This window comes from Novosphingobium kaempferiae (genome assembly GCF_021227995.1).
GTDB lineage: Bacteria > Pseudomonadota > Alphaproteobacteria > Sphingomonadales > Sphingomonadaceae > Novosphingobium > Novosphingobium kaempferiae.
In genome coordinates this window covers 729,915-752,605 of sequence record NZ_CP089301.1, presented here as the reverse complement: position 1 = coordinate 752,605, position 22,691 = coordinate 729,915, and the positions used below count along the sequence as shown (strand labels likewise).

General features: G+C 62.3%; 22 protein-coding genes. 5 read left to right on the top strand and 17 right to left on the bottom strand.

Features of this window, described 5'->3' with window-relative positions:
* Positions 1-3: 3 nt before the first annotated feature.
* From traN to LO787_RS03595, 15 genes are all read right to left on the bottom strand, one after another.
* Positions 4-1,068 carry a conjugal transfer protein TraN gene (gene traN, locus LO787_RS03665; RefSeq protein ID WP_232494510.1) on the bottom strand — a complete coding sequence of 355 codons (1,065 nt, stop codon included), beginning with the start codon at positions 1,066-1,068 and terminating at the stop codon, positions 4-6.
* 53 nt (positions 1,069-1,121) lie between these two features.
* Positions 1,122-2,978 carry a hypothetical protein gene (locus tag LO787_RS03660; protein WP_232496247.1) on the bottom strand — a complete coding sequence of 619 codons (1,857 nt, stop codon included), beginning with the start codon at positions 2,976-2,978 and terminating at the stop codon, positions 1,122-1,124.
* A gap of 251 nt (positions 2,979-3,229) precedes the next feature.
* Positions 3,230-4,243 (bottom strand): TraU family protein, encoded by a 1,014-nt coding sequence (locus LO787_RS03655; protein WP_232494509.1) that lies wholly within the window; start codon positions 4,241-4,243, stop codon positions 3,230-3,232.
* The gene (locus LO787_RS03650; RefSeq protein ID WP_232494508.1) at positions 4,240-4,905 is read right to left on the bottom strand and encodes a conjugal transfer protein TraW; all 666 of its coding nucleotides are present in this window, start codon (positions 4,903-4,905) and stop codon (positions 4,240-4,242) included. Before LO787_RS03650 ends, LO787_RS03655 begins: the two co-directional genes overlap by 4 nt.
* Positions 4,902-5,141 carry a hypothetical protein gene (locus LO787_RS03645; protein ID WP_232494507.1) on the bottom strand — a complete coding sequence of 80 codons (240 nt, stop codon included), beginning with the start codon at positions 5,139-5,141 and terminating at the stop codon, positions 4,902-4,904. The genes LO787_RS03650 and LO787_RS03645 overlap by 4 nt, the downstream gene beginning before the upstream one ends.
* Positions 5,138-5,407, bottom strand: coding sequence for a hypothetical protein (locus LO787_RS03640; protein WP_232494506.1), 270 nt, complete (start codon positions 5,405-5,407; stop codon positions 5,138-5,140). The genes LO787_RS03645 and LO787_RS03640 overlap by 4 nt, the downstream gene beginning before the upstream one ends.
* A gap of 53 nt (positions 5,408-5,460) precedes the next feature.
* Positions 5,461-8,004, bottom strand: coding sequence for a TraC family protein (locus LO787_RS03635; protein WP_232494505.1), 2,544 nt, complete (start codon positions 8,002-8,004; stop codon positions 5,461-5,463).
* Positions 8,001-8,633: a TraV family lipoprotein gene (locus tag LO787_RS03630; protein WP_232494504.1), complete on the bottom strand. Its 633-nt coding sequence runs from the start codon at positions 8,631-8,633 to the stop codon at positions 8,001-8,003. Before LO787_RS03630 ends, LO787_RS03635 begins: the two co-directional genes overlap by 4 nt.
* Before the next feature lie 32 nt (positions 8,634-8,665).
* Positions 8,666-9,991, bottom strand: coding sequence for a TraB/VirB10 family protein (locus LO787_RS03625; protein ID WP_232494503.1), 1,326 nt, complete (start codon positions 9,989-9,991; stop codon positions 8,666-8,668).
* Complete coding sequence (locus LO787_RS03620; protein WP_420847808.1) at positions 9,988-10,776, bottom strand: type-F conjugative transfer system secretin TraK; 789 nt, start codon at positions 10,774-10,776, stop codon at positions 9,988-9,990. The genes LO787_RS03625 and LO787_RS03620 overlap by 4 nt, the downstream gene beginning before the upstream one ends.
* A complete protein-coding gene (locus tag LO787_RS03615) occupies positions 10,766-11,395 on the bottom strand; it encodes a type IV conjugative transfer system protein TraE (RefSeq protein ID WP_232496245.1) in 630 nt (209 codons plus the stop codon). The genes LO787_RS03620 and LO787_RS03615 overlap by 11 nt, the downstream gene beginning before the upstream one ends.
* 11 nt (positions 11,396-11,406) lie before the next feature.
* Positions 11,407-11,673: a type IV conjugative transfer system protein TraL gene (locus tag LO787_RS03610; protein WP_232494502.1), complete on the bottom strand. Its 267-nt coding sequence runs from the start codon at positions 11,671-11,673 to the stop codon at positions 11,407-11,409.
* 165 nt (positions 11,674-11,838) lie between these two features.
* Positions 11,839-12,156, bottom strand: coding sequence for a hypothetical protein (locus tag LO787_RS03605; RefSeq protein ID WP_232494501.1), 318 nt, complete (start codon positions 12,154-12,156; stop codon positions 11,839-11,841).
* Between the two features lie 198 nt (positions 12,157-12,354).
* Positions 12,355-13,155, bottom strand: coding sequence for a DsbC family protein (locus LO787_RS03600; RefSeq protein WP_338045407.1), 801 nt, complete (start codon positions 13,153-13,155; stop codon positions 12,355-12,357).
* Positions 13,156-13,505: 350 nt separating this feature from the next.
* Complete coding sequence (locus tag LO787_RS03595) at positions 13,506-13,793, bottom strand: hypothetical protein (RefSeq protein WP_232494500.1); 288 nt, start codon at positions 13,791-13,793, stop codon at positions 13,506-13,508.
* Positions 13,794-14,068: 275 nt separating this feature from the next.
* On the opposite strand from LO787_RS03595, the gene LO787_RS03590 reads away from it, so the two are divergent.
* The 5 genes from LO787_RS03590 to LO787_RS03570 all read left to right on the top strand — a co-directional run bounded on the left by LO787_RS03590 (position 14,069) and on the right by LO787_RS03570 (position 17,892).
* Positions 14,069-14,479 (top strand): helix-turn-helix domain-containing protein, encoded by a 411-nt coding sequence (locus tag LO787_RS03590; RefSeq protein WP_232494499.1) that lies wholly within the window; start codon positions 14,069-14,071, stop codon positions 14,477-14,479.
* Between the two features lie 14 nt (positions 14,480-14,493).
* Positions 14,494-15,114 carry a GntR family transcriptional regulator gene (locus LO787_RS03585; protein ID WP_232494498.1) on the top strand — a complete coding sequence of 207 codons (621 nt, stop codon included), beginning with the start codon at positions 14,494-14,496 and terminating at the stop codon, positions 15,112-15,114.
* Positions 15,115-15,270: 156 nt separating this feature from the next.
* On the top strand, positions 15,271-15,405 hold the full coding sequence (locus tag LO787_RS03580; protein ID WP_232494497.1) for a benenodin family lasso peptide: 135 nt from the start codon (positions 15,271-15,273) through the stop codon (positions 15,403-15,405).
* A gap of 84 nt (positions 15,406-15,489) precedes the next feature.
* On the top strand, positions 15,490-16,143 hold the full coding sequence (locus tag LO787_RS03575) for a lasso peptide biosynthesis B2 protein (protein WP_232494496.1): 654 nt from the start codon (positions 15,490-15,492) through the stop codon (positions 16,141-16,143).
* Positions 16,144-17,892 (top strand): asparagine synthase-related protein, encoded by a 1,749-nt coding sequence (locus LO787_RS03570; RefSeq protein WP_232494495.1) that lies wholly within the window; start codon positions 16,144-16,146, stop codon positions 17,890-17,892.
* A gap of 38 nt (positions 17,893-17,930) precedes the next feature.
* Here LO787_RS03570 and LO787_RS03565 read toward each other — a convergent pair whose 3' ends face one another.
* Both LO787_RS03565 and LO787_RS03560 read right to left on the bottom strand, forming a co-directional pair.
* Entirely contained in the window at positions 17,931-19,931 is a 2,001-nt protein-coding gene (locus tag LO787_RS03565) for an Atxe2 family lasso peptide isopeptidase (RefSeq protein ID WP_232494494.1), read from the bottom strand.
* Positions 19,932-20,079: 148 nt separating this feature from the next.
* Entirely contained in the window at positions 20,080-22,608 is a 2,529-nt protein-coding gene (locus LO787_RS03560) for a TonB-dependent receptor (RefSeq protein ID WP_232494493.1), read from the bottom strand.
* Between the last annotated feature and the right edge of the window lie 83 nt (positions 22,609-22,691).

Sequence of the window (22,691 nt, the reverse complement as noted above, 5' to 3'; positions counted from 1 at the left end):
GCGCTAGGGATCGACGGCATCGACGTACGCATTGACGCGGTCCTCCATGTCAGTCCGGATCTCGGCCTGCGCGCGGGCCTCGATGTCGGCATAATATTCGGTGAGGTCGATCCTGCTGAAATCGAGCGCCTGGAATTCCTCGGGCGTGAAGCCGCGGCACATCGGTCGCCTCGGCGTGCCCCAGGGATCGGCGTTGAAGGCCCTGAGCTGCGGGCGGCCCTGTTCCTGGATGATCCGGCCGATCCTCGTATTGAAGCAGCAATGACCGCGCGCCTTCTGCAGGCAAACGCCCAGCACGCTCGCCGTGCAGTATGTGCCCACCTCGTGGCACATCCCCGAAGAGCGCAGCAGCGCCGTCTCCATGTCCTGCTGGTCGCAGCCGGAAAGCAGCAGCTCCATCATGAGATTGATCGCCAGACTGACCGCGATCGATGTCGGGTCGATGCCAACGACCAGCGCATTCGCTCCGGCACTGGCGGCCTGGCTTGCGGTCGCACCCGCCCTGAAGGCCGCGTATGCTGCCTTCATCCCCGTAAACACGCCCTTGGCAACGGCGATCTTCGTGCCGATCGAGGAGATGGATGAGCCCATCCCATCCTTGACGATCTTCCCCTGCTCCTTGCAGCAGTTCGACAGGGTCGTTGATAGGCCGGCCGGGCGACACCGCATGCCGCGGCCCGAGAAGATCTCGATCTTTCCCAGACAATTGCCAGCGGCGTCCATGCCGCCGTTCGCTTCGGTGCCCGGATCGTCGATGGGCGGCTCTTCGACGATGGGGTTGGCGGCGAGATCGATGCAGGCGTTGGGGGAGCAGGCGGGAGCTGCGCCCGGCGCCTTCTCGTGACAGGCGAACCGCGGGTCGGCGGGACAGCTATAGGCGCCGGCCGCATCACGCTCGCACGCGACTTCGTGGATGGGGCACAGACCTTCGCCATCGCTCGTTGCCGAGCAAGTCGCCTGCTCGCCCGGATCGGCGGCATCACCGTTGCCGTTCAGATCGACGGCGCAGATTCGTTGCGCATGGGCCGGTACTGCGGCAGCCAAGAAAAAGATGCATGCGATGATCATAGATGTCCGCAAGCGCCTGAAGCCGGGGCGGGGGGCTAAGGTGTGCACGCCCGTCACGGCGCGGCCCCGGTGCATACCATGTCTGCGCCGGCAAGGCGCAGCGTCTGCATCATCGCCGCCGCCTCGGGAAAGTCATCGAGGCATCCGCACGCCGCAACCAGCTCTTCGCCCGGACCCATCGGGCAGCGGTTGTCGCCGCTGCATGCGTGGTAGAAGGTGTCATACCCGGTCGGGACATTTTGCCTTGCGGCCACCACGCCATCGAGCGCCACCGCGTCGTTCGCCTTGGGCGCGCGCGTCTTGCAGACCGGTTCGCACTGCGCAACCTGACCTCGATCGGGAAGATTGAAGCTTCTGGTCGGGGTCGCATATCCCCCGTCCGATCGCCTGATCCGATCGGCAAGCAGGACCTCTGTCGAATGATCGATGATGTAGGCGCCGCGGCTCGTGTCCGGCCGGGCAAGAGCCTCCAGGGTGCAACGATAGGTTCGATCCTTCTGGAAGAAGTCTCTCGTTATCTCCCCGGGACACGACGCGCCTCCCACGAGGCGCGTCTGCGGCAGCGGCTTCAGCCCGGTGGCAATACCATTGACCCAGGTCTGCACCCCGTCCACGAGTTCGCTTTCAAGCCTGCAGGCCGGGTCGGCGCCGATCGGCGTGCAGCCATCGACCAGGTGCTCGTCCGTCCTGCAGCTGTCATCGACCTCGACATGTATCTGCGCGAATGCCTCACCTTCGTTGGCGACGGCTGCCCGGAGCCAGATTTCATGATCTCCGGCCGAAAGATACGGACGCAGATCAAGCCGGGGGTAGGAATGGAAGGTCTTCTTCAACTCGCACTTGCCGGGCGGGAGACCATGTGACGACCAGGGCGTAGGGCCAGATCCGATCAGTTCGCCATCAATCCTCACCTGCGCCCAGTCGTCGGCGAAGAAATGGGTAAGCCTTGCATCCCTGATCCTGTCCGGCTCGCTGACCCGCAAGGTCATCCGAAAATCCACCAACGAGCAGGACCCACCGCTCAGGCTGTTGTCGGCAGGCGAGCCCATCAGGAAATCGAATGCGGTGCCACTGCCTATGGTCGCGTAGCCACCCGAGGTTCGGGAGATCACTTGGTCGGGCTGAGGTTTGAGGACCGTTATCCTGCGTTCGATCTTGCAATGGCGAGAGGTGAGAGCGGTCCCCGTACCGATCGTGGAACCCTTGAGAGCCTGGAACACCGAACTGCTGCTCGAAGCCGAATAGGCGTCGGACGCAATCAAGGCGGGGTTCGCGCGATAGGAGGACTGCGGCAAGGAGGGATTGGAGGCGCAGGCCGTCGACTGGGCGCCGACATAACGGATGACGGGGCCATCGATCACGGCTTCGGCAACGCCGAAACGCGGATCCGCGGTTGTCAGCGCGCCGATAGCGCCGCCCCCGATGTCACGCAGAACCGACGCGATGTTGGACCAGGCAAGGTTGGAGCCGCAGCTGGCATTGATGCAATAGCAGCCTGCGAGCGCGGACAGGTCGACCTTTTCAAGGGCAGGGGCTGCCGCTTGGTCAACGGTCCATCTGAAGGGGGAGCAGGCCTGCCAGGTGCCTGGCGAGCAGGACACCACGCCGTTGGCGCAGATGCCTGATACCGGAACGGGCAGGTTGAAAGTCCGGTCCAGCGTCCCGTCAAGGTCGGTGTCCCGTGCGATCACGACCCGTCTCAAATCGCCGGTCGTGCGGGGCTGCACCATCACTTCGAGCAATGTCGCCGTCTTGCTGCAGGCGAGGTTGGGCGTGAAACTGCGGCTGTTATCGACTGTCGCGATTGCCTGGCCTGCGAGCCCCGGCGTCACATAGTTTTTGCGCAGGGCTTCGCTGTCGCTCGACTTCGCGCGCGCGGCCTCCGCCGCGGCCCGCGCTCTGTCTTCCATTGTCTGCGCGTGCGCCGGCAGGGCGTCGCACGCTCCCAGGACTACCGCCACGACGGAGCATCTCCAAAGCGCAATGCGCTGCGGGCCGTGCGGGGGTGTAGTCCTTCTCGGAACGGGTGGAGCGGCGCCGCCCGGGGGGCGGGGCGACACCGCTCCTTTCTCGCGCGGCAACCACCGGCCCCGGGGGACTTGGCGGACAGACCTCGGATGATGGCGAGTGCCTTGCGCGAGAATGGGGTGATCGAGGTCGCTCACGGCGCCGGCACCCCGGCGCAGCAGATGACCTTCTCGAAGAGCATGAACTGGGCATTGTCCTTGCCGGGCGCGTGCTTGGCGGACGACCACAAGGCACCGGGACGCCCGATGTTGACGCACTTGCCGCCCTTTACCGGCTCCATGATCTGCAGCTTGTAACGCGACTTCGTCCACACAGGCTGGGGAATGAACGAGCATCCGTCGGCCGAACTCACCGTCAGGGCGCCCATCCGGCCCATCATGAAGACGCCGCGCGCGGCAAGGCCCGCCCATGCCTCGACGCTGTCATCGAAGTGGATGTCGCCCGCGATGGGATACGTCGCGCCCCACGATCCCATGCACCAGAACAAGGGGTCGATGACCTTGCCGGCGGCCGCAGCGGCGCTGTCCGCCATGCAGGCGAGCCCGGCAGCCGGGTTGCCGAACAGGATGCCTTCGGGCTGGATGATCGCGCCGAGGGTTCCCGATTGCCAGGTCGGCAGCACCTCGGTGATCATGGCAACGTCGAACCCGTCGTTTTCCAGACAGGGAAGGTCGGTGAACATGTCGAGCATCGCCCAGACCGGCGCGATGTAGTAATGCATCTGGGCGAACATCTTGCGGGTGTTGGTGCCGTCCGCGATCGACGACTGGCTTCCCTGCAACTTGCCGCCCGTCGGCATCAGATCCGTGCCAAGCGCCATCATGCAGCCCGGTTCGGTCACGATGTCGATCATCCGGTTGGGAGACCAGTAGGAGACCTTCACGCCGAACCAGACCTCGACGCCCTTGCGGCATGCGCACAGCGGCTTCGACGCTGATTGCGCATCGAGTTGCTTGTCGAGCTTGTCATAGCTACCGACCCGCACGCCGCCGATCGTGATGGGGAAGATGCAGTTCCACCGCACTTTGGTGATCGGGTTGAAAACGGTGCCCGCCTCGCATCTGGAGGCGCGTGCCTCACCTGGCAGCGTCAGGGCGACAGCGAGGGTAAGCGCCGAAAGGCTCAGGAGCAGAAGGCGGGGCCTCATCGACCGGCATCCTTGGGAAGCGCCCGGCTCTTTGGTCCGTATTCCGTGAGGACGAGGCGGGTGCCCTGTTGCTGGACGATGACCGGTGCCACCTGAAGACCCAGTCTCTCCTTGACACGCTGCTCCAGAATATAGATCGCCCGCCCGGTCTTCTCGGTGAGAGCGATGGCATCGGCGTTCTGCCCGGCATCCGCGCTGAGCAGAATGAAATCGGAAGAGCGCGCAGTTGCCAGCGCCCAGGCAAGATCGCGCGCGTGGACGACAAACAGACGCTGGGGGAGCTTCACATAGGTCAGGGGGTTGAACGTGAAGCCCCTGGGGTAAAGCGTCCTGCCGTCAGGAAGGGTGATGTCGAAGTCCAGCGTGTAGAAGGGTACGACGCTGCGCACCCTGTCCGACGGGGCGGTAGCGAGCGATGCGGACTGCAGCGCCCCCCATTTCGAACGAGGGCCGAACGCCTGACGCATGTCAGCGGGCAGGGTGGCCGCCTTCGCCTCGATTTCCGTCAGCGCATCCGGCTCCGCAATCGCCCAGGTGCGGCCGATGGTACTTGCAGCGCCCGCAATCGCCGTCCGGGCACGAGCATCGGGGAACAGCGATGTGGCGAGCGCTGCCACCCCCAGCCATGATAGGCGCCGTGCGATTTTGAGGAGGTCGCTCATCGCGGGGTTGCTCCGGCGTCCCGGCCGGTATCCTTGCCGGTCTCCGGGATCCCGACGAGGGCGACCAGAAAGGCGAGCGTGGCGAGACCGGTCAGGAACCAGATGAGCATGCTGGTAGTGGCGTCGAGATCCGGGCTGAGAAGCAAAAGGGCACTCTGGGTCAGCAGCAGAAGAAACCCGCTGACGGTGAGGCGCACGGCCGAAGCCGTTGGTCTGGATGAAAGTAGGCCGTTCATCGGGGCCTTCTCCCTCGAATGCGATGCAGCACCTTCGTCGAGATCGCCGACAGGCCAACCAGAAGCAGCCCGGTGACAAGGCAGGATCCGGCAATGAGCACCGAAGCGCGGACCACCATCATGAACGGCTGCTTGAGAACGAGGCCCGTGGCGAGCACGAGCAGGCCCATTATGACGGTCTCGATCGCGATGAGGCGCATGCGCCAGTGAAAGGATTCCGCCTCGAAGCGCTCGGCAAGGCGAGCCTCGACAAGACGTTCGATCATGTCATCGTCGGACCCGTGCGGGTTTAGTCGCTCGCAATGCTGCTTGTGAGCGCTCATCGCTCGTACCCGCCCGCAGAGCCGGAGGCGGTGTTTGTGGCTGAGCCCGCATCCGCGCCAAGGATCGTCGCGGAATCGATGCCGGCAAGTCGGCACACCGCCTCGAGCGGCGAAAGGCCCTGCCGCATCAAGGCCTCGAATGCCGCAACCTCATCGGGCGCGGACGTGTTGATCCAGTAGGAGAAGGGATCGACCACGAGGCGGGCAATGCCTAGACCCAGCGGGGAGTCGATGAAGACTTCGCTGTAATGGGGCTTGGAGTTGCGGACCGATTTGAGCAGGTCGAGGACAAACCCGGAATAGTCGAGTATCTTGTTGTCGACGGCCCGCCCATAGGTCGAGCCCTGGAGCAGGAAGCGGGTTGCCGCATTCTCGAGGATGACCTGCCCCGTGCCGCCGAACAGCGTGAGATCGTTCATGCTCTGCAGTACGATGCCAAAGGAACCGCGATACTTGCGCGCGCGGCGGTAGCCTTGCCCAAATGCTTCCGCGAGCCTCGACAAGTCCTGCCCCTCCGTTCGGGTCATGAACTGGGCTGCCTCGTCGCACAGCACGAAGCGCGGGCGGTCGCGTGCGGAAAGATAGAGTTCCTGCGTGACCGCGTTCACCACCACCATGACGATGACGTTGAACAGGTCGGGCATGGATTTCAGCCGCTCGAGTTCGAGTACCACGAACTCGTCCGAGCGGATGTCGAGGGTCGATGGCCCATTGAAGTAGTGGCCGTACGCGCCGTCCGACCCGAAATCGCGCAAGTTGAAGGCGAGCTCGCGCGCGGTCGGAACGAGATGCGAGACCTTGTCCAGATCGCTGCGCACTAGCTCGGGATAAGTGCCCAGCCATTCGCGGACCGCGTCGATACCGCGTTCCGCGCGCCCCGTGTCGATCGTCCACTGCACCGCGGACTTGAGCAGGTTCCACTCGGACGTACTGACGCCCTTGCGTGTCGACGCATTCGCCATCTCGGCGACGATCGCGACTGCCATGGTGATCGCCGATTGCTTGTCGTCGCCGTCGAGCGCCAGACCCATATCGAAGGGATTGAGCACCAGGTGCTCCTCACCGATGTCGATGTACCGGCCCGAGCACAGCGTGCACAGCTTCCTGTAGCTCCCGCCGATGTCGATGACGCGGATAAGGGCACCCGAGGCATAATACTGCTGGCACAGGTTGTTGAGGAGGAAGCTCTTGCCCGCCCCGCTTTCGGCCGAAACGATGAAATTGTAATTGTTGATGCGCGGATCGAACAGATCGAGCGTGATCAGCTGCCCCTTGCGGCCGGTGTAAAGCAGGGCAGGGCGCCCGCCCCCGCGAAAGTCGGTCTGGATGGGGGCCATCAGCACCGCAGCCTTGACCGGCATACGAAAATCCCTTTCCAGCAACCGCAGGGTCGTGCGATCGGGATAGAGACCGAAGGGCAGGCTCAGGACCAGAAGCGTTGGATTGAGATAGCTCTCTTCCTGCATCGAGAAGGGCAGGGGCTCTCCTTCCCAGAGCCGCTTGGCCCGCGCGGCGAGGTCCCGGGCATGGGCACGGTCGCGGCCGAACACCCAAAGCGTGGGAATGACCCGAACGAACTTGCTGTTGCCCGCCTCATCGAGGATCCAGCCGATTTCCTCGATCTGCTTGCCGACCTCGACCGCGAAACTGCCCGCAGCCTTCTGTGCCGACAGGATCTGCGCCCGCTTATGAATCTCGAATTGCGAATGGTCGAAAAGGACATTCAGGGTATAGAGAAACGGTCCGCCGATCTGGTCGCTGTCTTCCGAGGCCCCCCGCATGCCGCCCATCAGGCGGTTGGCCCGCTCGGCCGTGATACGCCGGGCCGGCGCCTTGGGGGTCAGGCATCGCGCGACCTGATTGCCCAGGAACACTTCCGCGCCCTCGAAGACAAGATCCGGCCCGGCATCGATGATCTGCCGGGCGATCGGGGGAGCCCCTGTCGTGGTGCCGTCGGTGAAGACGCCCGGTGCCTGCGCGGCGACCCCATTGAAGATGCGCCGATAAAAGGAAACCATCTCCGCGGGGGGCAGCCTGCGGATCCCGAGCTTGGAGAGTTGTTCTTCGACCTGGCGTCTCAGGTCCTCACCGAGCGGCCGCCTTGTCTTGATCGACAGGAGCGTACGGAAATTGCGCACCGGAATGCCATGAAGCGCCTCCAGCCCATGCCTGCCAGCGCTGAGATAGGCATGGGCGTGACGCGCGGAGGCCTGTATCAGCGGGTCGTCGCGGGTCTTCATGTCGAGAAAGGCATCGAGCGCATCGTCGATGAGCGGATCGGCGAACGTATGAAGCTGCAGTACGGTGCCGTCCGGAAACTGGATGTTGAAGAGGCCCAGCAGCGCGCCCTCTACATGCGAGAAAAGGTAGGCCGCAGGTGTCAGTTCCCACGCGTGCCCCCAGCTGTCATCGATGCACAGGAACGCCTCGGTTTGGGCCTCCCACGCGACGAGCGGCAGATAGTCCGAGAAGCTGTCCCGGCGCACCGCCCTGCGCAGCCGCGAGTAAGTAAGCGCGCTGCTGTTGCTCGCGCCGCTCATGGCCGTTCCTCCTTCGCGGGCTGGGCAACCGGGGAAGGACCCATCGGGCCGGGGCGAGTAATGGAACCCTCACTGCCTTCTCGCTCACTGGTCTGCCCGAGCACAGGCGCTGCCGCGCGATAACCCGGCGTTTCCACGAGGGTATCGCCGATAACCCAGGCGGGTTTGTCGAGCACCGAGTAGACATAGCGCGGCATGTAGAGCCGGTCGGGCCGCTGCCTGTCGGCGTAGGGAAGAATAAGCGTACGAACCGTCCGGGCAGGTTGCAGCATCGGCGTGGCTGGCGTCTCGATAAGACTACGCAGTTCGCGATAGACACTGTCCTTGTAGTTGCTGAACGCATCAGTGCGGCCGGTCCGGCGTGAACGCCCGGTCGAACCGGATGTCGTCCCGCGAGCAGCGGCGCGGGCGTTGGTTACGGCAGGATCCGATTTCGACGGGATGTCGGCAACGGCATCGGCATAGGCCTTGTCCGGATGAATGCACTGGCCGTGATCGTCATTCTTGCAGGAGAACGTCTCGGGATAGGGAGACATCAGCGAGCCGAGGCTCGCGCATCCTCCGACAAAGTGCACCAGGCTAACACTGAACAGCGGCAGCAGCACGCTGCGGCACGAAGGAATTGCCATGACAGATACTCCTTGGCGAAATAGCCGCGGCATCAGAATTTGCCCTCGACCGACGGTTTGATTTCCAGCGCAAGCCCCTCCTGGACGACGACGACGACGTCCTTGGCCGCGCCTACCTCGACGACCGGACCTGCCTGCCTCGCGAGATCGAGATAGAAGTCGGTGAGCTTGTCGGACGAGCGCGACAGGCCGCCGGCTATTCCCGCTTTTGCGGCATCACCGGCATCGAGCGAACGCACGCTGCCGAGCGCCGAAGTCGAAAGGTTGCCGAACGTGCCTTCGACGGTTTGCGAGATCCCGGAGATGGTGCCGGCTAGGAACGAGCGGGCAAGTGTTGCTCCGGCGCGTGTCACGACTTTGCCGGAAAGGCCCTTCTTGCCATCCCCGTCGACGAAGAAGCCCTTTATCGCCTGGTCGACGACGGCATGCTCGTCGAAATCCACGCAGGACAGCGAGACCAGCTGGACTTCCACCCGTTCCTTCGCGAGGCTGCCGGTCGCGTTGCCGATGACAAAGCATCCGGCGAGGTTTGCCTTCACGTCGTTGGGCAGGACCGCCGGCGCCTGAACGCGGGCAATGATCGGCTCGGGATTACTGGTCGCGTCCCGGCTCGCCAGTGCGTCGACCCCGGTCAGGAGCCGGGCCTTCATGAAACCAGGAGGCAAATAGATCGTCCGCTTGCCTTTTTTTGACGTGGCTGTGCCGCCTGCTCCTCCCGCCGGGCTACCCGTGCTGACCGCCGCGCCAATGGCGCCGACCTGTCGCTCGCTGGGGGGAGCTGGCGGCGCGGATGGAGCCGTTGGCGCAATCGGCGGCGCCGGGATTTCGTCCTGGCTCATCGCTGCGTCGGCGGGAGCCGGCGGAAAAGCCGGGATATCGCCGGGCAGTGCGGGCGGAAGGTCGCCGTCTGCTGCGCTCGATGCGCCGTCGCTGCCGCCGCGAGGCATGATCTTGCCTTCCTCGATCGCACTGACCCTGTCGCCCAGCAGCGTCTGACCGTCCAGAACCTTCTGCAGATCGCCGCGCAGCTTCAGTTCCAGGCTGTCGCCGCGAAGCCCCGCCCCCATGTCGAGGTTGGTAGCCTGGGCCGGCGTGGGCGCAGCCTCCTTGCCGCTTCTGCTGGCGGTGTAGAGACCCATGCCCACCAGCGCGATCGCCGAGACGACGCCGAGCTGTTTGACGCGCAGTCTGTGATCCGATGACAACCGGCTCCATCGCGCCTTCATATCGAGGAGCGGGGAGCGGCCTTCGAAAGCAGCCGTGCCGGGCGAGGTGCCTGGTCCGCCCACGCTCGAGACGGGCTCCTGCGTCGACGCCGTGGCCGGCCCGGAGTTCGGCTTTCCCGTCGGTTGCGTCATGACCGGACACTCCGGCGCACGACGATGAGCCGCGCGACGTCGCCAGGTTGCAGGCTTAGGCGATCGAGTGTGACGGCGAAGATGTCGTCGCCGAGTGCCACATCCAGAAAGTCGCGTTCGTCGAGCACCGTGGCGGCTGAGGCGCGTACGAGATATTCGCTTACGGAAATTCCGGCGCCTTCCACCTCCAGTCGGCGGCGCTCGGTGAGCGCGGCGTATGCCAGACCGGGAAGAATGAGGCTATCGCGCCTTGGCGCTGCTTCGGAAAAGGAGGCCGGGATGCGGTCCTGAAGGACGGCAAGCGCGACGCCAACGGCGCGTTCCTCTGCGGACATCGCGCCCATCAGCACGTCATTGGCACGCGCGCGCTGCAATTGACCCGGGACCAGATTGACCGTCTGCGCGGGAATATCCGACGGCTCGGCATAGAGCGGATAGATTGCCCCGTTGCACGACACGAAGAACTCTGCCGGGCTGGTGACATAAGTACGGGTCTTGAAAGACGCGTCATCGGTCTCGAGCACCAGGAACTTGATCCAGGCATCCGAACCGCCGCGTTCGACCGCGAGGCCTTTCTCGGCCGAGAACTTGACCTCCTCGATCTCCCCGCCCACGCAAACGACGTGGTTGATGTCGCGGTTGGAAAGCTGGATACGGCTCGTCTGGTCAGGCAAGGCCATGACGACCTGACCGATAGCGGGGGCGCCGCTCGCCAGGTTCGCCAGGAGTGAGCCGGCAACACAGGCGTGCCGCAGCCGTTGAAAGCCCGTCGATCTAGCGCGCATCTGCATCGAAATTTTCCTCCTGAAGTGCCGTCAGCCAGAAGCGGCCGTTCTCGAGCGCGTAGCGAATGCGCAGATTGCCCCGGAATTTGCGGATGACGCCGCCGATCACCCGGACCTTTTCGATAGGTACGAGGATTTCGGCTCCCGATCGGGTCACGGCCTGATCGGAACGGATGTATGTCGCGATCGATAGGGTAGGGTTGCTGCGCAGTTCATCGAGCAGCCGGTTCAGGCTGTCGCGCACCTCGTTATAGGCGCTAGGGTGAACGATCCGCAGCAACTCCTGGAACTGACGGTCGGCCGAATAGGCGGAATAAGTGCCAGCAAGGCCCACGACGTTGAACGTGATCGAGCGCAGATAGCCTTCCGAAGGTCGATTGCCGGTAATGAACAAGTCGCCATCAGCGCCGAACGGCACGATGACCGTGCGGGCATTCTGGTTCGAGGTGTAGATCAGCGCTCCGAGGACGGCCGTGATGCCGAATAGACCTGCGACCGCGATCTTGAGCAGGCGGTTCTCTTCGAAGAGGTTGGCCGAGCCCTGCAGGTAGCGGTGGAGGTGCCAGGTGGGCCGGATATCGCCGACGAGGTCACTTGCCGGCTTTCGTCGCAGGAACATCGCCAACTTTCCTATTCGTAGAAGCGGGTCTGCGTCGGACCCGGATAGTTGCGGAAGCGGGCAAGACCCCAGCGCCAGGCTAGATGCGGGATGAACCCGCGCGGCTTGCTGCGCTTCCAGGGAATGAACAGGAGAAGGACGCCGATGAGGAGCCATCCGATGGTCCCGCCAACGATGACCGCGACGAATATCGTGGCCATGACGACGATGAATTCCTGACTGTCGAACCAGAGTATCTGGACCGGCCTGTGCAGGAACTGGGGCAGGCGTTCATCCACGTCCTTCTCCCTTGCTTCACCACGCCCCTGGAAGTGCGTGGTGTTCACGAAAGGTGACAGTCACCTCCCGTCTGGTGGAGCAGGGACCGACGAACCCGGCACCTGCCCAATGCTCAGATCGCGTGTTCAGATCGCGCCTTCAGGGTCCGGCCTCAGATCACGACCTCAGACAACGAGGCCGAAAGTCTGAAGAATGGAATCGGCCTTGATCAGACACACGGCCGCGACGATCGTGGGGATGCCGATCATGATGTTGGAAAAGAGGCGCGAGACGCCAAACAGGAAGGCAGCGACGCCGCCCACGAAGCCCAGCGGCCCCTTCACCCCCTGGTTCACGACGATGTCGTAGATGTCGTAGCCGAGATCGCCCACCGAGGGTGCCGCGAACGCATGGGCCATGCCGGCACCGGCGAACGCGGCCAGAATGAAAAGGATCGCCGCATCTGCCGTGCGGAACGCCTTTCCTCGAAGCAAAGTCACCATAACGAGTTCCCTTCTTATGCGGAGCCGTCGCGGCTTTTCGGGTATCTGGCCCCATCGACCGATCAGGGCGCTGGCCGTTCCCGGCCGGCAAGTGCGCTCGACGGCCCCTGAAGGCACGCACTCGACGGCAGCTTCGTTATTGACGGCGGAAGTGCGTGCCAGCGGGCCCGCAGGCTGCCAGATCCGGCAGCGATCGGCTCACGGCCCGGCAAGGGAAGCGCTGGCGTGCCCTGCGAGGTACTCCTCGAGCTCCCCTTGCTGGAAACCGCTGATCTGCCGTCCCTCGATGAAGAGCGTGGGCGTCCCGGAGACCCCGACCTTTCGGCCGGTGTTGGCGTCCTCGGTGACTTTTCTGGCGCCCGCTGGACACTTGAGCAGCTCGGTCGGTTCAACGCCCTGGTAGAGCGCACTGAAGGCAACCACCGGATCGGGTGAACACAGGATGTGTTCCGCTTTCGCGGCCGCCTGAGGATGAATCGCGCTCATAAAGTAGATGTGGCGCTGCACCACCTTTCCTTCGGCCGCCTTCGCTGCCCAGAACCGGTCGAGCGCACGGCAATACGGGCAATCCGGATCGGTGAACTCGATGACCTTTGGCGCATCCCGGGGCCCGATGACAAGAGCACTTTGCGGGTCTATCGCGGCGAGGCGCTTCCGTGCGCTGGCATCCTGCGCAAGAGCGGTCAGGTTGACACCGTTCTTGTCGTAGACCGCCGCGAACAGGAGATGCTCGCTCTCAGGAGCGAAATAAAGCATCCTTCCACCCGCGACGGCCTGGAAGATCGGCCCCTTTACCGGCGCGGGAGCGAAATCCGCGAACGCCAGATTGGTAAAGGTTTGTCGAAGCTGGCGTTGCGCCGCATCCACTGCCTTTTCCATTTCTGGACCTGGACTGTCTTGGGTTGCGGCGACGTCTTGCGCTCGCAACTCACGGGCGGGAAGGGCGGTGGCCGCCAGTGCTGCAATCAGGGCGGTGTGATACAGGAATCCTGCGGACATGGGCGTAAGGTTCCTCGATGTGTCTGGCTTTGAACCGCAAGGTTGAAGGCACCGTTCGAACGCTACGTGGCGCATCCGCTGTCTGTAGCGTCCGCTTCGATGTGATCTTGGGGGTGGCGGGAACAGGTTGAAGCCGCAACCATTGGGGCAGTAGAATTCCCTGAAGGGGCAATGGGCTGCCGCAAGTCGGCACTTGTCTTCCGAATTGCGGAATTGCCGGTCCGAAATCTTCTTCTATTCGTGGCGGATGACCATTGGCTTAAACTTGCTGAAGCATCGCGCCTGCAGACCGTGATTCGGGAAGTTTCCCCAGAATTGGCAAATGGAGAGAGGCGGTGGTGAAGGTCCGATCACGCGCTTACAAACTTCAACTTTCTCCGTCCGGAGTGCGTCTTTTCCTGCAATGTCATTGCCGCCTGTGCCATGCGGTGGGTGACTTTCTGCCGTATGGCACAACGCTTCTCGTCGCCGTCACCTTGCTTCATCAAAGTACGGCGGAAATCGCGGCGCAGGAATTGCTGTCCCCTGAAATCGCGCGCCATGGCGGACGCCTGGTTCGGTTCGTTGGCACATCTCCTGCGCTGGCGGTGATGGTCCAAGATATTGCAGTGACAGTCGAGAAATCGGGACTGGTTCATCCAGCGCCAGCCGTCTGGAAGATCTTTCTCGCAGCGCTGGGTCGGATGGAAACCGCGACCGACCGCGACCTTTTGCAAACATTGAGCTCGAGTAGAGCTTCACCAGGTCGCGAAATGAGATAGTCGCACTTCCGGTAGTATTTTCCGGGAGACTGGAAGGTATGGTTGTCCTGACGGGACCTATCGTTCGTTGACCCAAGGTTTTTTGTGCAACAGTCTCGTTCGCACAGGGCGATGTGTTTGTGTTTTAGAGCCGCTGACAGGGAGACCTGCAGATGACGCTGCACGCAACGCAAGCAAGTGACGGTGACATACTGAACGCAATCAAACTCATTTCAGGAAAGTTGATCGAGCGGCGCCGACGCCGCGATCATATCTCGCAACGCGAACTGGCGATGAAAATCGGCCGCAGCGATAGATGGGTTCGCGAAATCGAAGGGGGGCTCCCGGCTTCCGCGCTTGATGATCATATCCGCTGCGCTCGCGCGCTGCAGATGACCACTATTCACCTTTTCCTTCCCTTGATCGCAGTGGAGCATGAAATGGACGTACCGCGCGAACTGCTGATGCAGGATGATTTGTGGGACCTTCAATGCGAACTGCTCGAAGCGGTCGCCCGCCATCAGGAATCGGCAGCAGTACGCCATTCAACGCGCAGCGCGCGCGACGCGATGCGCCGGCGCTGACCCGAGCAAGGCCAATGGCTCCTGAACCTGTCGCTGCGGAACGCGCCTATAAGCTGCTTAAGTCCGACCTTCTTGCCGGTCGCTTTAAGCCTGGATCTCCCATCATCGAGCGGCAGATCGCGCTGGAGTACGGCATGTCCATCTCTCCGCTGCGCGACGCCGCCCACCGGCTGGTCGGTGAGCGGATGGTGGAAATGGTAAAAGCGGGCGGATATCGCGTGCCGTATTTCACCGCGACGGCGCTGCGCGATCTGTATGTATGGCACGGTCAACTCGTGCGATTGGTTCTCAAGGATTTCTCACAGTCAGACCCCGTAATGGCTATGCCGGACCTGGCGATCGGTCCCGGACAACCGGTAGCGGCTGCTGCCACGGCAGTCTTCCGGTCACTCGCAGATTTCGCGCAGAACAAGGAACATGGCCGCGCTCTCGCAAGCGCTAATGATCGACTTACCCCAACCCGGATATTCGAAGATGAGGCGCTGATACAAATCGACGAGGAACTCGCAAGTGTTGCGAATGCGATTTTCGGCTCCAGTCCGGACCGGCTTTCGCTCCTGCGGGCATATCATCGACGCCGTATCCGTCGCGCAGGCAAGATCGCCATGATCGCAAATCAAGGCGGAAGTCTTTGATCCTGCGCGACTTCATTTCTCCAGGCAATACGTTCCAGCTGCTGCGATACCTCCCATTCGCCAACGCGAGACCTTATAAGCTCGCCTCGTTCTTCTTCCGCCATCTATCCTTACTGCGGCTGCGATCTTGCGGCTGAATTCGAGAAGGAGGCTAATATGGAACGTCAAGACCATCTGGAGGCTGAACTCGTCGATCTGGGCATGGTAACCGAGGAAACCAAGGGCCCCGGGCCGGTCGGTCTCGACACCCTCGGTCCTCAGCGGACTCAGACGGGGATCTCCGACGACTGACGAGCAATGGGCACGCGGGCTTCGCCGCCCGCGTGCCTCCTGACCCCAAGAGGTTTCCCGATGGGCTTTAGACTTCGCGAGGGCATGCACTTCTGCATCGCCGGTGAGCGTGTCATCCTCCTGGACCCGGGCGGCGGCCGTTATCGGGCGCTGACACATGAACAGGCTCCGGCCTTTCGACGGTGGGCACTCGGGGCAGCGCTCATCGGGTTGGACCACGAGCGGCTGCTTGAATTGAAGGATCGTGACGTCCTGGCGGTGAGCGATCAGGACCAGCCGCCCATGGCGATGACATCTGCCAGGATCGCGCTCGCGGACACTGCACTCGATCCCGCATCGGGGAATGTCTCGAGCTGGCTCGTTTTCGCAGCTCTCACCACCCAGCTGGTGTGGAGTAGGCGCGTGAAGACCTGGCCGCTTGAACGGCTGCTCGCCGTATTGAAAGGCCTGGGATCTAACGCCGGTCAGGTTCTCCCCCGGACCAGGCTTGCGGATCGCGACGCTATTGTTCGGGCCTTCGCCAGGGCGGACATGCTGCTCGGGAGCAACAATCGGTGCCTGGCGCGATCGCTCGCGCTTGCGGCATCGTGCCGCAAACACGGCCTCGCCTCTACCCTGGTCATCGGCATCCAGCCAAACCCCTTCGCCGCGCATTGCTGGGTGCAGGACGAAGGCCTCGTCCTGAATGACAGACCGGATCGCGTCCAGATGTTCGCTCCTATCCTGACGGTGTGTTGAATGCGCTACCTACTGATCGTTCCGAATGTCGAGGAAGCCATGTGCCCGCACCAAAGCGAGCAGCTGGCGGCATGCATTGGCTTGAGGGTGGTCCATCACACACCCGAGTTCGTTCTCCTGGCAGACGGACCAGCCGACGCGATCGTCGCGAGCGACGCGGGAGGCATCATCGTGGGCAATCTCTTTGCGCGCCACGGTCCACCCGAGCAGGTCCGCAGCCTCAATGACGATGACAGTCGGCGCGCAAGTCTCACTTCCGGCCGGCATCTCGTGGAGCGTTTCTGGGGAAGTTATGTCGCTGCGTTCAGGTCGGCCACGGGCATCACCGTTCTGCGTGACCCATCGGGGGGGCTTTCCTGCTATTATGCCCAGGGAAAACTCGGAACAGCGTTCGCTTCCGATTTCACACTGCTCGTGACCGCAGGTGTTACTGTTGCCGCAGTCGATTGGGACGTGGTCGGCAGGTCCCTGTTATTGCCGCATCTACCTTTTGAGAAGACCGCAATCCATGGGGTTGCCCAATTGCTGGCGGGTTGTTCCCTCGATGTCGCCGCGCCGTTACCCGCAGCGCGACGTGTGTGGAGTCCCTGGGACCATATCGATCCCTGGTCGGGCAATGAGCCGGCCAGCGATCGATTAGGCCGCGCCGTGCGAAGCGTTCATAGCGCATGGGCTTCCGGTTTCGCGCGTCCCCTCGTCGGGCTCTCCGGAGGATTGGATTCCTCGATTGTCGCTGCCTGCCTTGCCAGGGCGTCGCCATCAATCTCGTGCGTCACGTTAAGTACCTCGGATCCGGCCGGAGACGAGCGCATTTACGCCCGCGAGGTGGCGTGCGCTTTCAACGCGAATCTGATCGAAGCCTTCCATGCGGTGGAAGCCATCGACATGGATGTCTCGGTTGCAGAAGGCGTGCCGCTGCCCTGCGGCAAGCTCCACGAAATGGCTTATAACCAGGCTGTCCGGGAGGCGGTAAGCCTCTGCGAGGCCGACGGCTTTTTCGTAGGCGCCGGGGGTGACAACGTGTTCTATCTCACGCATTCGGCGCGACCGGTAATCGATCGTTACAGCAAGGAAGGTTGGTCGCGCGGCACACTTTCCACTTTCAAGGACGTTTGCGCGCTGACCGGCTCCAGCCCGTGGCAAGTGCTTGATGAGGCGATGCGCGTATACCGCGCTCGTGGAAAAGGGATGGGTTGGAAAGCAGATCCCGGTCTGCTCCATACCGACTTCCTTGCCGCACAGAAAGACCAACCGGTCGAACACCCCTGGTTCGATCATCCAAGCGATACGCCACCAGGGAGGATCGGGCACGTGACACTTCTCCTGCGGGCCATGAACCATATCGAGCACCGTGACAAAAGTCTTGCAGTCCCAATGATCAGCCCTCTGCTGTCGCAGCCGATTGTCGAAATGTGCCTCGGCATTCCGTCCTGGGAGGTGTGCGAGGGCGGCGTCGATCGTGCGGTAGCTCGCAGGGCGTTCGCATCAGCACTGCCCCCTAAAGTTGCTGCGCGTCAGGGTAAGGGAACACCCGAAGGTTTCGTGGCCAATTTCATAGAGCAGCGCCGGTCCGAGATCGCCGAAAGACTGATCGATGGTGAGCTTGCAAGAAAGGGAATAGTTGATCGCGTGCAACTTGAGGGCCTCTTCAAGCGTGAAGGCGATGTTGGAGACGCCCATCGCCCCCGATTGATGGCGTTGCTCGATACCGAGGCGTGGGTCAGGCGATGGGGCAGCGTGGGGTCGTGACGCGGGCGGGGTCGCCTGGACGACTTGGGCTTATGAAATTAATGCCCTTCGGACCTTTCGGCTGCGGCCGCGCGCTTCCCGGGAACTGAAGGCTTCCATACCTTGCGCATTTCCTGCCATCGCAGCGCTTCCTCGCGCTCTGTTTCATCGGCGGGCAAGATCCCTCTCAGCCAGAAATCGAACCAGGCCCTGTTGCGTTTGTAAACGGAAAGCTGATGGGCAGGTTGACGCTTCAGGTGGAATTCGTCGGGGAAGATATAAAGGTCAGTGGGCACTCCGGCCTGGCGCAGTGCAGTGTAACTCGGCGCTGCTGCCAGATACTCGTTGTCCGCAGCTTGAAAGAGCAACGGAAATCTCACCTTTTGCGGTTCACTCCAGAGGGATACCTGCTTCCAGATTGCGGCATCGCCATCAGCCATCTTCGGCCATCCGACCTCATGGTATTGCCCCGCGATCATCGGCCCCAGGAACGCATCCTGCATGGGATCGAGGCAACAGCCACTGAGAGAGCCGGCCGCGAAGAGCAGGCTATGCTTTGCAGCGAATTGTACAGTGAGGGATCCGGCACTCAGCCCGCTGATGCCGATACGATCCCTGTCCACCAGGCCCCGTTCGATCAGTGCAGTCACCTGGCTTTCGATGCCCGCGAGGACGCCCCTTACTCCGGCCATTTCATGCTCATAGGCCTTTTGCAGCGCGGCCGCACTTTCTTGATCACCCACTATGGCCTCGGCATCGCGAATATCCGCAACCAGTACGAAGTATCCGCGGTTTGCCAGCGCCTGAATCGCCACTTCGTCGCCGGTGCCGCCACGCAGGAACCCCTTTGAACGGTACTGTACGACGACAAGAGGACGCCGACCGTTGCCGGGGTAGCCGACCGGATAGACCAAATCCCCATAGAAGGCGACGCCAGACGGATTACGCCATTGAAGGCGCTCGACACGCCCCAGCGCGAGCGCTGAAAATTCGATGTTCGGATCGAAGATCAGCCGAGGGCGATCGTTAGCCAGGCCGAGGGTAACGAGCCGTCGCGGCTGAGTTGAGCTTTCGCGCAGGCACAAAAGGTCGTGCCCCAGCGGGGCGCAATCGGTCAAGGCATCGGGCGTCAAAAGAAGACGACGAGGCGCCTTCATCTCGGGTGCCCACTCATAAACGCCCGTCAGGCTGTCCGCCCATCCTTCTCGCCTTGTGAAACGCAGCCGGCCGCCGTCCGCAGTCCACCATAAGCGGGAGAGCGGGCCGGCGCCACAGACCGCTGCGGAACAGACCTTCCGTTCTCCTTTCGCCGATTGTACGATAAGGTCATGCGGAGCGGGAATGCGCGAGCCGCTCTGCGGCTCTATCCACGCCAATTGCCCGCGACTGGCCGCAAAAGCCGTCGCCTCGGACGGGACGCCTGTCGGCCGGGCGAATTGAGCGACTTCCGCTTCAGACGCCTCACGCATTGTACCGTTCGCCACGTCAATGGCGAAGTAGCGCCGTGGTACCGTCGGCGTCTGCGGTCGCGGCCCACGAAGAGGCAGAAGCCGGGCATCGGCTCGCCACCCCCTGCGACCTTCCTGATCAATCGCAGCGATTTGATCGGAAAGATCAGACCTCGCCGCGTACAGGACCGTCCGGCCATCGTCCGTAATCCGCAGATCCTCCACATCCGCTTTGGAATGCGTGAGTTGGCGAGGGTCGCCGGTGACGCTGTTGGCGACCCATACCTGCGTCGATCCGCGAACGCGTTTCAAATAGGCGAGCGAACGTCCATCGGGAGCCCAATGGGGCGTGACGGGGGCGGAAACACCTGTTTCGAATGCGGCCCAATTGAAGGCAGGCGAGCGGTCCAAGATCAATTCGTCGCTGAAATCGACGATGATGGGCTTCGCGCCCTTTCGAACTGGGATTACAACCACCGCAGAGCAGTATCCGTTCGTTAAGAAGTTTCCTTGATGCAGCTCGAAAGCGGCCACCTTACCATCGGGAGACACCGCAAGAATGGGACGCGTCGCGTCAGCGCGATAGATTGGACCGATATCCCGCAGGCCCACCAGCGTCTCCTCGGTGACTGGCTCCGTTCGATCAGCTTTCGCTTGAGTAAGCAGAAGACCTTCGCACGGCGTTGCCGCTATGGCTGGGGTGGATACTCCCACACAGACGGTTGCCGCCAGGCCGTTAAGGAGAGATAAGCAGGCCATATCACCAGGCCTTCATCAGAGTAATCGTGACGACGCGGCCCAACATTGACTGGTTGAGTGAATCGAACGGCGGAAGCGATGGCAGGCTCGTTCGGATCACGGCCGGCTTGGCATCCAGAAGGTTCTGGACTACCACCCTCCACTGCAAGTTGGCCAGCATTCCGCGCTGTGCCACGCTGCGGATGGACGCCGCGGCATCGAGCGTGGTGAATGATCCGACCCTGACCGTGGGATTGTAGCGGTTATCGGTCGTTCCGCCGACATAATTGCCAATCACCGTGGCTGTGACGTTGTCGCGCTCCCAGCTTGCCGTCATTCGTGCGCGCCAGTGCGGCGGGGTGAAAATCACACCCGACTGCGGAACAACGGGCAAAGTAGCCGTCACTTTCCGCTTACTGTCGATATAGCTGGCCGAGCCTTTCACCGACAGACGGCTGTTCTGCGCGAAATGGTGATCGTAGCTCACCGCGACATCGACACCGCGCGATGATTGCAAAGACACGTTCTGCAGGTTGTCGCGCACTATCGCGGACACCGCGCCGGGGTCAAATTCGCCATCTGTCAGGTTCTGGAAGACGCCTGTAACGCCCTCGATCGCTGAAAGAACCTCGTCCGCACTTGGGTTGAGCTGGACGTAATCGGCATATACGGGGCGGAACGCCTGCAAGGAATTGAGCAGTGGCTCGGCGACCCTGCCACGGTATTTTATCTTGAAGTAACTCACTTCCGCCTTGAGACCCTCGAGCAAAGCGGGCGCGACGGCACCGGAGATGTTCCATGTCGTCGCTCGCTCCGGTGCCAGGTTGGGGTTGCCCCCAAACAGATACAGAACCGGTAGGGAACTTGGCGGCGCCGGCGTGTACATGGCGGCGGTGACGAGTTGGGCATTGCTCGCCTGACCCAGTTGGAAGAGGGTTGGTGCCTTGAACGACTTACCCCAATTGGCTTTGATCTCAATGCCCTGCGTCGGAGAGTATACGAGACCTATTTTGGGGGTCGTGACACGATCGATACCCTCGTGATCCTCGAAACGGATCGCCCCAACAAATTGAAGGGTATTGATCAAGGGCAACGACGTCTGCGGCGAGACAAACGGAAGGAACAGCTCGCCGTAAGCAAACCCGACGTTGCTTGTCTGCTTGAAGACGCCGATCGGGCTCTCCGCGCCGTTCACGTAACTGCGTACATCGTAATCCAGCCTGCTTCCGCGGTAGCCGGCACCGACCGCTAGGCGTGCTTCACCGCCGGGAAGGTGGAACAGGGGACCTTCCAGACCCAATTCCACCGATTTCAGATCGTTGTCGTAGTTCGGCCTGTAAACCGCCGTTTCCTCCGCGCCGACAATGTTACGGGTGGTGATGGACGTCTTGCTGCGGCTGTACGTACCTGCAAGCCGTGCGAGCCAATCGGATCCAAGGTCCAGTCGCAAGGTAGGCGAGAACGACCAGCTGTCGACGACCGAGGAGACGACGCTGCCATTTTCGTAGCAGCTGTTCGGGGCAACCACGGTAACCGTGAGGCACTGCGGCAGGGAACGGTGCAGGTAGTTGCCGTCCATCTCAAGCGTGAGGCGGTCCGTCAAATTCTGATAGCCAGCCACTACAATGCTGAACTGCTTCTGTCCCGCTACGAGTGTTCCATCCGGTGACAGTCGGCTTGTGTAGGAGCGATGCCGCCCGACAATTTCACTAACCTGCCGGTAGTTCGCGGCCGCCATGAAACTGCCCGACGACCAGCTTGGCCCCGCTACAAGATCGAACTGCCGGGTCACAGCCCCGCCCGCAGTGGCCGCCCCAAGGGTTGCCGACGTAATCACGCCTTTTACCCGTCTGCGCAGGATCACATTGGCAACGCCGCCAACCGCGTCGGAACCATACAAAGCGGATGCGCCGTCTGCCGTAACATCGACGCGCTCGATCGCGGCAAGCGGGATCGCGGAAATATCGACGCCCTGATATACCGCATCGAAAGCCAGCCGGTGGCCGTTGACCAGCGTCAGTGAGGCATCCGGCCCAAGCCCGCGCAGATTGATCGCGGACGAGCCCGTCGTGTTCTGCGTTCCGCCCTGTCCCGGCCCTGCAATGGTCGGGTTCTGGCCACCAGCAAAGTTCTGGGGCAGGTCCCGGACAATTTGCCCCAGATCGATCTGGCCGCGGGACTCTGCGTCCTCTCGGCTTATGGTGGTTATCGGCGATGTCGAAGGAGCTCCGCGGATGCGGGTACCAGTCACCAGAATAGTGTCCTGTGCATCACTTGCCTGAGCTGGCGCGGGCGGAAATCCGGTTTGAATAAGGATGGTAGCTCCGCGCTGTGAAACCATGAGACCAGAACCGCGAAGAAGAATGGCGATCGCTTCGTCCGGGCTGTAAGTGCCATCCAGGGCAGGGCTTTGTTTCCCTTCGACAGTCTCGACCTGAAACATTATCTCTCGGTTCGACGTGCGACCAACTGCGCGCAGTGCGGTGCCGAGATCCTGCGCAGGCAGATGATATTCCTGGCGATCCTCCTCGGCGCAGGCCGGTGCTCCCATGACCACCGCCAAACCTATTGCAGATATCAAGAGCCTTGCTTTGAAGTTCCCCATGACGCTCCCTGTGTTTCACGACCGAAACG